Source organism: Subtercola frigoramans (assembly GCF_016907385.1).
Taxonomy (GTDB): domain Bacteria; phylum Actinomycetota; class Actinomycetes; order Actinomycetales; family Microbacteriaceae; genus Subtercola; species Subtercola frigoramans.
The window spans coordinates 947,339-959,847 of record NZ_JAFBBU010000001.1 but is presented as its reverse complement, the minus strand read 5'-3'; the positions used below and the strand labels follow the sequence as shown (position 1 = coordinate 959,847).

Sequence of the window (12,509 nt, the reverse complement as noted above, 5' to 3'; positions counted from 1 at the left end):
TCTGCCGGTGCACAGCTGCACCCAGGCGCGAGCGTGACCTCATAGAGAGGCCATAGCAACGGGCAAGGAGGCTCATAGTCGACTACCAGAAGCTGGGGTTCATCCTCAGTGAAAGGTGGACATCGTGTCTGCTTCAACAGCGTCTCCTCCGGCAGCTCCCGGCGCGGCTGCAGCTTCTTCGGCGACCGGCTCGATGCCAATCGGTGCTGTGCCGCACGGTGCTGTGCCGCAGGGTTCACAGCCGGCGACCGTCGGCCGATCATCCGGTGGCCGCAGCCGGATCGGGCGAATCGTGTTCGGCGACCGAACCGCCCCCTCCTGGGCACGGCCGAGCCTGATCGCCCTGCTGCTCGTGACCGCCCTGCTCTACCTCTGGAACCTGAGCGACAGCGCCTACGCCAACACCTTCTACGCCGCCGCCGTCGAGGCCGGGTCGAAGAGCTGGAAGGCCCTGTTCTTCGGGTCTCTCGACTCGTCGAACTTCATCACCGTCGACAAGCCGCCCGCCTCACTCTGGGTGATGGGCATCTCGGCGCGACTCTTCGGGTTATCGAGCTGGAGCCTGCTGGTGCCGCAGGTGCTGATGGGCGTGGCGTCGGTGGCGCTGCTCTTCGGCGCGGTGAGGCGCAGCCTGGTCGCGGTGGGCCCGAAGCTCAGCGTTGTAGGCGGCCTGCTCGCCGGCACGATCCTGGCGGTCACCCCCGCTGCCGCGCTGATGTTCCGTTTCGACAACCCGGATGCACTGCTCACCCTGCTCATGACGGCGGCCGGCTACTTCGTGGTTCGCGCACTGCCGAAGGCGAGCTGGAAGTGGCTCGCGCTGGCCGGCGTCGCCCTCGGGTTCGCCTTTCTCACCAAGATGCTGCAGGGCCTGCTGGTGCTGCCCGCGTTCGGCTTCGTCTACCTGCTCGCGGCACCGACCGCGCTCTGGAAGCGGTTCGTGCACCTCCTGGTGGCCGCCGGCGCGCTCGCCGTCGCGGCCGGCTGGTGGGTACTCGCCGTTGCGCTCTGGCCGACGGATGCCCGGCCGTACATCGGCGGATCGACGAACAACACCGTGCTCGACCTCGTCTTCGGGTACAACGGTTTCGGCCGGCTGTTCGGTGGTTCGGGCGGCGGGGGTGGCCAGAGCTCCGGGGCCTCCGGTTCGAGCTTTGGTGGGGCGACCGGGCTGCAGCGCCTGTTCAGCAGCGAGATGGGGCTCGAGATCTCGTGGCTCCTGCCGGCAGCTCTTGTCGCACTCGTGCTGGGGCTCATCGTCACTCGCAAGGGCGGCCGGTCGAATCCGCTTCGCGCCGGACTGGTTCTCTGGGGCGGCTGGCTGCTCGTGACAGGTCTCGTCTTCAGCTACATGAGCGGCACGGTGCACCCGTACTACACGGTCGCACTGGCACCCGCCATCGGCGGGCTCGTCGCCCTCGGCGGTGTTGCCCTCTGGAGAGCTCGCAACACCTGGCTCGGGCGGCTCGGCCTCGCGGTCATGATCGCCGGCTCCGGCGCCTGGTCGTTCGTGCTTCTCTCTGAGAACGCCGACTGGCTGCCGTGGCTCCGCTGGGTGCTGCTGGTGGGTTCCGTGCTCTCGGCACTGGCCCTGGTGGTCGGTGCGGTGGCCAGGCTGCGACGGATGACCGTGGTCGCCGTTCTCGCGGGCACCCTCTTCGCCCTCGGCGGCTCGGGGGCCTACGCTGTGGCGACCGCGTCGGTGGCCCACGGTGGCTCGATCCCGACTGTCGGGTCGTCGAGCTCGATGACAATGGGTGGCGGCGGCGCCCCTGGCGGAACGGCGGGCGGCGCTGGAGGCGGGACTGCGCCGAGCGGCCTGGCTTCGGGTGCTGGCACTCCCCCGAGCGGAACCGCGGGCGGAACGCCGCCTGCCGGAGCTTCCGGCACGGGCACCACCTCGACCGGCACCGCGGATTCTGCAGCAACGGGCTCTGCAGCAGCGGATTCTGCAGCAGAAGGGCAGGCCGGAGCATCCACCACCGCCTCGTCAGAAGCGCTCGATGCACTGCTCTCAGCGACAACGAACCGCTGGGCTGCCGCCGTCGACGGTTCGCAATCGGCAGCGACGCTCGAATTGAATTCGGGCACCGCTGTGATGGCGATCGGCGGCTGGAGCAGCGACCCCACCCCGACACTCGCGGAGTTCCAGGCGTACGTGGCCGCCGGGGACGTCGGCTACTACGTCGTCAGCGGGCAGGGCGGAGGAGGTGCGGTTGGCGGCGGCACCAGCACAGCGAGTGCGATCGAGACGTGGGTGACGTCGACGTTCGCGGCCACCACGGTCGGCGGCACGACGGTCTACGACCTGACGGCGGGCTGACATCGAGACCGACGTTCGTGATGCGGGGCGGCCCCGCAGTGACACCTCGCCAGGTGCTGCTGCGGGGCTGTTTTCTGCGCACAGCGGGGCCGGGCATCCGGTGCGCTATGCTGGAATCACTTGTGAGCGCAATTACGCGCTCCCTGCGTCGTAGAACGCAACTCTTCTGCGCAATTTCGGCCCCTGCGCGATGCACACACATCGCTGAGATCAACACTCGCTGATCAAAAAACAGCGGGCCAGGCGATTGCTTCAGAAGAAAAATTCTCACGGCGAACGGATGTGCCCACCGGCACCTTCGCCACAACTTCCACCATGGAGTTCGATTCGCTGCGCAACAGCGTTTCGATCGAGATTGCGCAGACGCACCTCGCACAGCAGAGCTCTGCCGTGCACGCGCAGTTCACAGCCCAGAGTGGATCCGATGCCTGAAAGGCACCGAAACCCATGCAAACTGACACCCGCACCCCTCACTCCTCAATTGCCGACTCCAAGCCCGTGCCCGACTTCGCCACCCTCGGTGTTCCTGCCCCGATCGTCGCCAAGCTGACGGCTGACGGCATTCTGTCGCCGTTCCCCATCCAGGTCGACACCCTGCCTGACACTCTGGCTGGGCGCGACGTGCTCGGCCGAGGCAAGACCGGCTCTGGCAAGACGCTCGCCTTCTCGATTCCGATGATCGCCCGCCTCTCTGGCGCGCTCGCCGGTGGCAAGCGTCGCCCGGGTCGCCCGCTCGGCCTCATTCTCGCGCCGACCCGCGAGCTCGCCACGCAGATCTCCGCGGTTCTCCAGCCGCTCGCTGACGCCTACGGTTTGAAGTCGACGACCATCTTCGGTGGCGTCTCGCAGCAGCGCCAGGTCGCGGCCCTCAAGGCCGGTGTCGACGTCGTTGTCGCCTGCCCCGGCCGCCTCGAAGACCTCATGAAGCAGGGCTTCGTGTCACTCGACGCCGTCGAGATCACCGTGCTCGACGAGGCCGACCACATGGCCGACCTGGGCTTCCTGCCTGTCGTCACGCGCATCCTGTCGAAGACGCCCGAGAACGGGCAGCGGCTGCTGTTCTCTGCGACCCTCGACAACGGCGTGGACAAGATCGTCAACCGCTTCCTGCACAACGAGGTCCTGCACTCCGTCGACGAGGCCAACTCGCCGGTCGCTGCCATGACCCACCACGTGTTCGAGGTCAACGACGCCGAGGCGAAGACCGCCCTCGTCAAGAAGCTTTCTTCGGGCACCGGCCGCCGCATTCTGTTCATGCGCACCAAGCACCACGCCAAGAAGCTCGCGCGGCAGCTCATCGAGGCCGGAATCCCGGCCGTCGACCTGCACGGCAACCTCTCGCAGGTCGCCCGTGACCGCAACCTCGCCGCGTTCAGCGCTGGCGACGTGAGCGTTCTCGTCGCGACCGACGTCGCCGCGCGTGGTGTGCACGTGGACGACATCGAACTCGTCATCCACGTCGACCCGCCGGCCGAGCACAAGGCCTACCTGCACCGCTCGGGCCGCACGGCACGCGCTGGCAGCGAGGGCGACGTGGTCACGATCATCCTGCCCGCACAGCGCAAGGATCTCGACCAGCTCATGCGCAAGGCAGCGATCTCCGTCGCCGTCGAGCGTGTTGCACTCGACTCCCCTTCGGTCGATGCACTGGTGGGCGAAGTCGCAGCATATGTGAAGCCTTCGGATGCCCCGGTCACCCTCACCGGTGGCGGGCGTGCATTCGGCGGCGGTAATGGCGGCAATGGCGGCGGCGGGCGTTCGCGCCAGGGCGGCAACTCCCGCGGCGCAGGCGGCGGCCAGGGCGGATCGCAGGGCGCGAATGCCCAGCGCAAGCGCGCCCTCCGCGACGGTTCAGCTCCGGCCGCAGGCTCGGGCAACGGTGGAACACGCCGCCCGCAGGGCGCCGGTGCCGGCAGCCGCAGCGGTGGCTCCACCACCGCATGGTCGAGCTCGACGGGCAGCGCCGGAGCCACCTCGGCTCCCCGCGTTCGCCGTTCGGCTCCGCGCCGCGCGCAGGGCTGATCTCCTCACCGACATGACCCGAAACGCCCCCTGGATTGCATTCAGGGGGCGTTTCGCGTCACATCGGAGCTTCAGTGGAAGCCCGGCGAGGTGGCGATCGACTTTCCCGAATGCGCACCAATCCGCGCGGAATGCTGCGCATTCGGGAAAGTCGATGACGGGAGGTATTTTGGGGGGATGACAGCTGTCAAGGTTCTGCTCGACGTCGACACGGGCGTGGATGACGCCCTCGCGATACTGTTCGCCGTCGCCCACCCCGGCATCGAACTGCTGGGCGTGAGCTGCGTGGCCGGAAATGCCGCGCTGCCGCAGGTCGTCGAGAACACGCTGCGGGTACTCGATGCGGCGGGAGCGCCTGATGTGCCCGTCGCGGGCGGGGCGAGCAGGCCCCTGATCAACCCGACCCGCGATGCCTCGCACGTACACGGGGCCGACGGGCTCGGCGGGATCGAGCTGCCTGCCACCGCACGCACGACCCACTCCGTCGACGGCCGGCCCGTTGGTGCCGTCGAGATGATGCGCATGCTCCTCGTCGCGAGCCCCGAGCCGGTCACGATCGTTGCCCTTGCGCCCCAGACCAACCTGGCACTGCTGCTGCGCACGTACCCTGAGATCGCGCCGAAGATCGAACGCGTGCTGTTCATGGGCGGTTCAGCGAGCATCGGGAACGCCACCGCCGTGGCCGAGTTCAATGTGTGGCACGACCCGGAGGCCGCTGCGATCGTGCTCGATTCGGGCATCCAGACCCTCATGTACGGGCTCGACGTCTTCAATCACGTGGCCGTCGACCAGGAGACGGCAGCAGAGCTGCTCACGAGCCCGTCTCGGGCGGTCCGGCTGGCTGGCGCACTGATCGGGCACCGCATGGGCGTCGGCGCGAACCACGAGCCGGTCTACACGGGGCTTCTCGGTGACGCCGGGGCGCTGTGTGCGCTCGTCGATCCGGATGCCCTGCGAATCGAGCGCCGGCCGGTCTACGTCGAGCTTTCCGGAGCCACCCGCGGCCAGACGGTTGTCGACCGCAGGGTGTTCCCGGGCGAAGATTCGCTGCACGGCCTCACGGCGGCAACCGGCCTCACCGACGTCGCCCTCGGCGTGGATGCGCCGCGCTTCGTGGACCTGTACCTGCGCACCATCGCGACCCTGGCCTGACGCGCTGCGTCGACTCGATCCGCAAGCTCTCGGTGAGACTCCTGCGACGAGGTGAGGCGGGCAGACCTGTCTCAATTCGTCGCGGCCGTCTCACGGGGCCTCAGACACGCGCCGAATCGGTGCGGGCAGGCAGGCGGGCGCCTAGTGCAGCTTGCCCACCGAGGCGAGCGCCGCACGCAGCAGGGCGCCGCGCCCGCCTTCCATCTCGGCGTGGATGGCATCGCTCGCCGCCTCTTCCGGGGTCATCCAGGTGAGCTCCAGGGCATCCTGCCTCGGATCACAGGTGCCGGTGACCGGGATCACGTACGCCAAGGAGACGGCGTGCTGCCGATCATCTGTGAAGGAGGAGACACCCGGCAGCGGGAAGTACTCGGCGACCGAGAACGGGATCGGGCTCGTCGGCAGCTGCGGGAACGCCATCGGCCCCAGATCCTTCTCGAGGTGGCGAAAGAGCGCGTCGCGCAGCGTCTCGCCATACATGACCCGGCCAGAGACGATGGTGCGCGTCATGGTGCCACTCTTCGACACGCGAAGCAGCACGCCGACCTCGGTCACCTGGCCGAGCCCATCGACGCGTACAGGCACCGCCTCGACGTAGAGCAACGGCAAGCGGCGCCTGATGTCGTCAAGCTCCTGGTCGCTCAACCAGCCGGGGTTCGGGTCAGGGGTGCGAACGCTCATGGTTCATTCTTACCCATAATCGGAGCGGAACCTGTACGCGCCTCGCAGCTGCGGCCGGGCGGGCGGGGTGCCGGGGTGGCGCGCCCACCGCAACGCTCGGCGGCTGGCGGCTGACGTGACCGTCACGGCCGGCGGGTGGCGCCTCGGTGCCGGTGGATGATGCGACCCTCTGATGACGCACGAAACTCCGCCTCTGCGCAACCGGGCCGCGGGTGTCGGTGGTGTGGGCGATCATTAGAGCAGGAGTGATGATCGAATGAGTACAGCCCGCGCGGCCGAGAGCAGGGCCGAGGTGGTCATGCAGCGGTTCTCGTCCGCGACCCGTGAATGGTTCGGCGGGGCATTCGCTGCGCCCACCGAGGCTCAGCTCGGTGCCTGGGAGGCGGTCTCCGACGGCGCTCATGCGCTCGTGGTCGCCCCCACCGGCTCGGGAAAGACGCTGGCGGCCTTTCTCTGGGCGATCGACCGGCTGATCGCGCATCCGCGGGTGTCGATACGCGGCACAGCCGCTACTCAACCAGCGGACGAGCCTGCGAGACAGGGCACCCGCGTGCTCTACATCTCGCCGCTGAAGGCGCTGGCCGTCGACGTCGAACGCAACCTGCGCGCTCCGCTCGTCGGTGTCACCCAGACTGCCAAGCGGTTGGGCGCCGCTCCCCCGACCGTAACGGTCGGGGTGCGCTCGGGCGACACCACCCAGACCGACCGCCGCACCATGATCAAGAACCCGCCCGACATTCTGATCACCACCCCCGAATCGCTGTTCCTCATGCTGACCTCCGCCGCCCGCGAGACGCTCACCGCTGTCGACACGATCATCATCGACGAGGTGCACGCCGTCGCGGCCACGAAGCGCGGGGCACACCTGGCGGTGAGCCTCGACCGACTGGATGCCCTGCTCGAGAAGCCGGCGCAACGAATCGGTCTCTCGGCCACGGTCCGGCCGCCAGAAGAGGTCGCCCGGTTCCTCGCCGGCGGCGCACCCGTCACCATCGTGGCCCCGGTTTCGACCAAGAAATTCGACCTGCACGTGGTCGTGCCCGTCGAAGACATGTCGGATCTCGGTGCGGCTCCGGCACTGGAGGGGTCGGCAGCGGCCGCTACACCGCAACAGGGGTCGATCTGGCCGCACGTCGAAGAGAGCATCGTCGACCGCATCCTTGCGCATCGCTCCTCCATCGTGTTCGCCAATTCGAGGCGGCTCGCCGAACGGTTGACGGCCCGGCTGAACGAGATCTACGCCGAACGCCTGCAGCTCGGTTCCGGGTATGACGACGAGACGGGCGACGTACAGACGTCGGCGCGCACGATTCGCGCGGCCGGAACCGATCGCAGCATTCTGGGCGATCGCAGCATTCTGGGCGATCGCAGCATCCTGGCCGATCCCGCCCGGCGTCCGGGCTCTGGCCGCCCCGACGACCGGTATGTCGGGACTGGCGCTGCGGCCGACCGCGTCGCGAGCGGTCGGCCGCCCGCCCAGACGATGGCCCAGAGCGGGCAGACCGAGGGTGCCGCACCCCTGCTCGCGCGCGCTCACCACGGCTCGGTGAGCAAGGAGCAGCGGGCGATCATCGAAGACGATCTGAAGTCCGGCCGGCTCCGGTGCGTCGTCGCCACCTCGAGCCTCGAGCTCGGAATCGACATGGGTGCGGTCGATCTCGTCGTGCAGGTGGAGTCTCCTCCCTCGGTCGCAAGCGGACTGCAACGGGTCGGCCGGGCCGGGCACCAGGTCGGCGAAGTCTCGCGCGGCATCATCTACCCGAAACACCGCGCCGACCTCATCCACTCGGCCGTCGCTGCACAGCGCATGACCGACGGGCTCATCGAGACGCTCAGCGTTCCGAAGAACCCGCTCGACATCCTCGCCCAGCAGACCGTGGCGGCCTGCGCCCTCGAACCGATCGATGTCGAGGAGTGGTTCGACACCGTACGGCGAAGCGCGCCGTTCTCGAGCCTGCCGCGCTCGGCATACGAAGCCACGCTCGACCTGCTTGCAGGTCGCTACCCGTCCGACGAGTTCGCCGAACTCCGCCCCCGCATCGTGTGGGATCGCGACGCCGGCACACTCACGGGCAGGCCGGGCGCCCAGCGCCTCGCCGTCACCAGCGGCGGCACCATCCCCGACCGGGGCCTGTTCGGTGTGTTCATGGTGGGTGAGAAGGCCTCGCGGGTCGGCGAGCTCGACGAGGCGATGGTCTACGAATCGCGGGTCGGCGATGTGTTCGCGCTGGGCGCGACCAGCTGGCGCATCCAGGAGATCACGCACGACCAGGTGCGGGTGACTCCGGCGTTCGGCGAGCCGGGGCGGCTGCCGTTCTGGCGGGGTGACGGGTTGGGGCGGCCCGCCGAACTCGGGCGCGCGATAGGCGAGTTCACCCGCACGGTGGCGGGATCATCCGAAAGTCGTGCCCTGCAGATCGCGCGACACGCGGGGCTCGACGAGAATGCCGCAGCGAACCTGGTCGCGTTCATCACCGAACAGCGTGAAGCCACCGGGCACGTGCCCAGCGACACCACGCTCGTCGTCGAGCGGTTCAGGGACGAGCTCGGCGACTGGCGGGTCATTCTGCATTCCCCCTACGGCATGCAAGTGCATTCGCCGTGGGCACTGGCGATCGGGGCGCGTATCCGCGAGCGTTTCGGCGTCGACGGCGGGGTCGTGGCCAGCGACGACGGCATCGTGGTGCGCCTGCCCGACACGGAGAGCGACCCTCCGGGTGCCGAGCTGTTCGTGTTCGACGCGGATGAGCTTGAGATCATCGTCACCACCGAGGTCGGCGGCTCTGCGCTCTTCGCCTCGCGCTTTCGCGAGAGCGCAGCGCGGGCCCTGCTGCTGCCCCGGCAGAACCCCGGCAAGCGGTCGCCGCTCTGGCAACAGAGGCAACGCTCGGCGCAGCTGCTCGAGGTCGCCCGGCGGTACCCGACGTTCCCGATCATTCTCGAGACCGTGCGGGAGTGCCTGCAGGATGTCTACGACCTGCCGTCGCTGAAGGCCCTGGCCGGCGAAATCGAGAGCCGCACGATCCGTATCGTCGAAACCGAGACGCCGGAGCCGTCTCCTTTCGCGCGCTCGCTGCTCTTCGGCTACGTCGCCTCGTTCGTCTACGAGGGCGACAGCCCACTCGCCGAACGCCGCGCCGCCGCTCTCTCGCTCGACCCGACCCTGCTGGCCGAACTGCTCGGTCGCGCGGAGCTGCGTGAACTGCTCGATCCAGCCGTCATCGAGCAGACCGAACGCGAGTTGCAGCGCCTCGCCCCGGGTCGCAAGGCGCACGGGGTCGAGGGTGTCGCCGACCTGGTACGGATGCTCGGGCCACTCACTGCGGCCGAGATCGCCGAGCGACTCAGCGACGGCGACGACGACGATGCCGCGCCCGAGGCGGCAGCTCAGTATCTGCAGACGCTACTGCAGGCGAAACGCGTGCTCGCCGTGAACATCGCCGGCGAACAGCGCTGGGCAGCCATCGAAGACGCGAGCCGCCTGCGCGATGCCCTGGGGGTGCCGATCCCGTTCGGGGTGCCCGACGCCTTCATCGAACCGGTCGAAGACCCCCTTGGCGACCTCGTAGGCCGGTACGCCCGAACGCACGGCCCCTTCACGGCGCCGGAGGTGGGAGCGCGCCTCGGGCTTGGTTCTGCGGTCGTCCACGAGACTCTCAAGCGGCTCGAGCGCACGCGCCGTGTGATCGAGGGCGAGTTCAGGCCGACCGGCAGCGCCGGAGTCGGCGGGCAGACCGCAGCGTCGACGGAGTGGTGCGACGCCGAGGTGCTGCGGCGGCTGCGCAGCCGCTCGCTGGCGGCGCTTCGACACGAGGTCGAGCCGGTCGACCAGGGCGCGTTCGGACGCTTCCTGCCCGCATGGCAGCACGTCGGCGGCACCCTCCGGGGCATCGATGGCGTGCTCACCGTGATCGAGCAGCTTGCCGGAGTGCCGGCGCCGGCCTCGGCCTGGGAGACGCTCGTGCTGCCGTCACGCGTCTCGGACTACAGCCCGGCCATGCTCGACGAGCTCACCGCCTCGGGCGAGATCGTCTGGGCCGGCAACGGCTCGCTGCCCGGGAGCGACGGCTGGGTCTCGCTCCACCTCTCCGACACCGTGCGGGTCACCCTGCCTGAGCCTGTCGAGTTCACGCCGACAGACGTGCAGTCCGCGATCCTGGAGGCGCTCGGCGGTGGTGGCGCCTACTTCTTCCGCACCCTTGCAGACCAGGTCGCCATGACGCTCCGAACCGCCCTGACAGTGGCACCGACCTCAACGGCCGAAGCTGAACCGAGCGAACCCCGGGTCTCCCGGAGCGCTCGGTTGGCGGCCGCTAACGGCATGCCGAAATCGAGTTCACCGACCGACAGCACGGCCACGCGCCCAACACCCCTCGTGCCCCCGACCGGTTTCGTCAGCGACGACCAGCTCGTCACAGCGCTCTGGGATCTCGTCTGGGCAGGCGTCATCACGAACGACACCCTCGCTCCGCTGCGTACGCTGACCGGCAGCACCACGGCGGGCCGATCGGCGCACTCCACGAAACGGTCGACACCCCGCAGCTCGCTCTATCGCGGCCGCGCTTACGCCCGCCCCACCATGGCCACCCGGGTCGGGCCGCCTACGGTCGGCGGCCGGTGGTCAATGCTCCCCCCCGCCGAGGGCGACGCGACCCTCCGCGCCCACGCCATGGCCGAGTTCCTGCTCGACCGCTACGGCGTCGTGACCCGTGGCTCTGTGATGAACGAGCACCTGCCGGGCGGCTTCGCGCTGGCCTACCGGGTGCTGAGCAAGTTCGAAGAGACCGGCCGGTGCCGCCGCGGCTACTTCATCGAAGGGCTGGGTGCCTCACAGTTCGCGACCGGCGGCACCGTCGACCGCCTGCGCTCATTCGCGCGCGACATCCTCAGCGACGAGCCGGCACAACCCGGCACACCCCACAGCATGCTCCCGGGTGACAGCCGGGGAGGGCCGGTTGCAGCCAGCGGCGGGATGCTCGGCTACGACCCGCGCGAGAACCCCTCCAGCGCGGGGTACGGCGGTTCCACCGTGCGGGTCGGCGCCTCCGAATCCCGGGTTGCGGTAACGAACCGGGCTCGTGACGCACAGGGCCCCGAAGCAGCCTCGCGGCCGCGGCGAAGCAGCCCTGCGAGAGACCGTGACGCCAAGCCCCGAGCCATGACCTTCGCCGCGAGCGACCCCGCCAACGCCTATGGGGCAGCACTGCCCTGGCCCTCTGGCTCCGGACATCGACCCGGCCGCAAGGCCGGCGCCCTCGTCGTGCTCGTCGACGGCGCCCTCGTGCTCTACATCGAGCGCGGCGGAAAGACCGTTCTCTCGTTCACCGACGACATCGAAACACTCGTCGATGCCGCCGGGTCCCTCGCGGCCACCGTGACCTCCGGCCGGGTCGACAAGCTCACCATCGAGAAGATCGACGGCGAGTTCTCCGTCGGCACACCCGTGGGGCGCATTCTTGAGGCCGCCGGTTTCAACAACACCCCGCGAGGGCTGAGGCTCCGAAGTGCCTGAGGGCGACACCGTCTACCGCACGGCTGAGCACCTGAACGCCGTGCTGGCCGGGCAGGTGCTCACCGCATGCGACATCCGTGTGCCGAAGTTCGCCACGGTCGACCTCAGCGGCGAGAGTGTCGAGGGGGTCGTCAGCCGCGGCAAACACCTGCTCATGCGGGTGGGTGGCTTCAGCATCCATTCGCACCTGAAGATGGAGGGCACCTGGCACGTGTACCGCCCCGAGACGCGCTGGCGCAAACCCGCCTGGCAGGCCAGGGCCATTCTGAAGACCGAAGAGTGGATGGCCGTGGGCTTCGAACTCGGCCTGCTGGAGGTTGTGGCGCGCGAGGCCGAAGACAGCGTCGTCGGCTACCTCGGGCCTGACCTGCTCGGGCCAGAGTGGGACGCAGACGAGGCCGTGCGGCGGCTGGCCTCCGACCCGCTCCGCGAGATCGACGTGGCACTGCTCGACCAACGCAACCTGGCCGGGCTCGGCAATGTGTACGCCAACGAGCTGTGCTTTCTCCGCGGCGTGCTGCCGACGCGGCCCGTCGGCGAGGTGCCGAAGCTCGATGCCGTCGTTTCGCTCGCCCATCGACTCATCGCGGCCAACCGCGACCGGGTCGAACGCACGACAACCGGCGACATGAGGCCGGGGCGGATGCTCTGGGTCTACGGTCGCGGTGGCCAGCCCTGCCGGCGCTGCGGTACCCGTATCGAGAGCGGCAAACTCGGCGCCACCGAACTCAGCCTGCGCGACACCTACTGGTGCCCCCACTGCCAGACCTGAGAAACAGCCGCACCTCACACCGGAGCTGAGTGATAATTGACTGTGGC

The 12,509-nt window shown here is 69.0% G+C and carries 7 protein-coding genes; 6 read left to right on the top strand and 1 reads right to left on the bottom strand.

All coding sequences use genetic code 11. From position 1 onward, the window contains the following. Window positions 1-124 precede the first annotated feature (124 nt). From JOE66_RS04615 to JOE66_RS04600, 4 genes are all read left to right on the top strand, one after another. A complete protein-coding gene (locus JOE66_RS04615) occupies window positions 125-2,323 on the top strand; it encodes a glycosyltransferase family 39 protein (protein ID WP_307827052.1) in 2,199 nt (732 codons plus the stop codon). Window positions 2,324-2,605: 282 nt separating this feature from the next. Next, entirely contained in the window at window positions 2,606-2,755 is a 150-nt protein-coding gene (locus tag JOE66_RS04610; RefSeq protein ID WP_205107174.1) for a hypothetical protein, read from the top strand. 15 nt (window positions 2,756-2,770) lie between these two features. Beyond that, entirely contained in the window at window positions 2,771-4,345 is a 1,575-nt protein-coding gene (locus tag JOE66_RS04605; protein WP_205107172.1) for a DEAD/DEAH box helicase, read from the top strand. A 177-nt stretch (window positions 4,346-4,522) separates the two neighbouring features. Further along, complete coding sequence (locus tag JOE66_RS04600) at window positions 4,523-5,497, top strand: nucleoside hydrolase (RefSeq protein WP_205107170.1); 975 nt, start codon at window positions 4,523-4,525, stop codon at window positions 5,495-5,497. A gap of 141 nt (window positions 5,498-5,638) precedes the next feature. Here JOE66_RS04600 and JOE66_RS04595 read toward each other — a convergent pair whose 3' ends face one another. Beyond that, complete coding sequence (locus JOE66_RS04595) at window positions 5,639-6,178, bottom strand: NUDIX hydrolase family protein (RefSeq protein ID WP_205107168.1); 540 nt, start codon at window positions 6,176-6,178, stop codon at window positions 5,639-5,641. A gap of 256 nt (window positions 6,179-6,434) precedes the next feature. Between JOE66_RS04595 and JOE66_RS04590 the strand changes: the two genes are divergently transcribed. Both JOE66_RS04590 and JOE66_RS04585 read left to right on the top strand, forming a co-directional pair. Beyond that, window positions 6,435-11,690 carry a DNA glycosylase AlkZ-like family protein gene (locus JOE66_RS04590; protein WP_239518223.1) on the top strand — a complete coding sequence of 1,752 codons (5,256 nt, stop codon included), beginning with the start codon at window positions 6,435-6,437 and terminating at the stop codon, window positions 11,688-11,690. Further along, a complete protein-coding gene (locus tag JOE66_RS04585) occupies window positions 11,683-12,462 on the top strand; it encodes a DNA-formamidopyrimidine glycosylase family protein (protein WP_205107166.1) in 780 nt (259 codons plus the stop codon). Before JOE66_RS04590 ends, JOE66_RS04585 begins: the two co-directional genes overlap by 8 nt. Window positions 12,463-12,509 lie beyond the last annotated feature (47 nt).

Coding starts and splice junctions, on each gene's coding strand:
- JOE66_RS04605 (WP_205107172.1), top strand. CDS start 2,771: ATGCAAACTGACACCCGCACCCCTCACTCCTCAATTGCCGACTCCAAG.
- JOE66_RS04600 (WP_205107170.1), top strand. CDS start 4,523: ATGACAGCTGTCAAGGTTCTGCTCGACGTCGACACGGGCGTGGATGAC.
- JOE66_RS04595 (WP_205107168.1), bottom strand. CDS start 6,178: ATGAGCGTTCGCACCCCTGACCCGAACCCCGGCTGGTTGAGCGACCAG.
- JOE66_RS04590 (WP_239518223.1), top strand. CDS start 6,435: ATGAGTACAGCCCGCGCGGCCGAGAGCAGGGCCGAGGTGGTCATGCAG.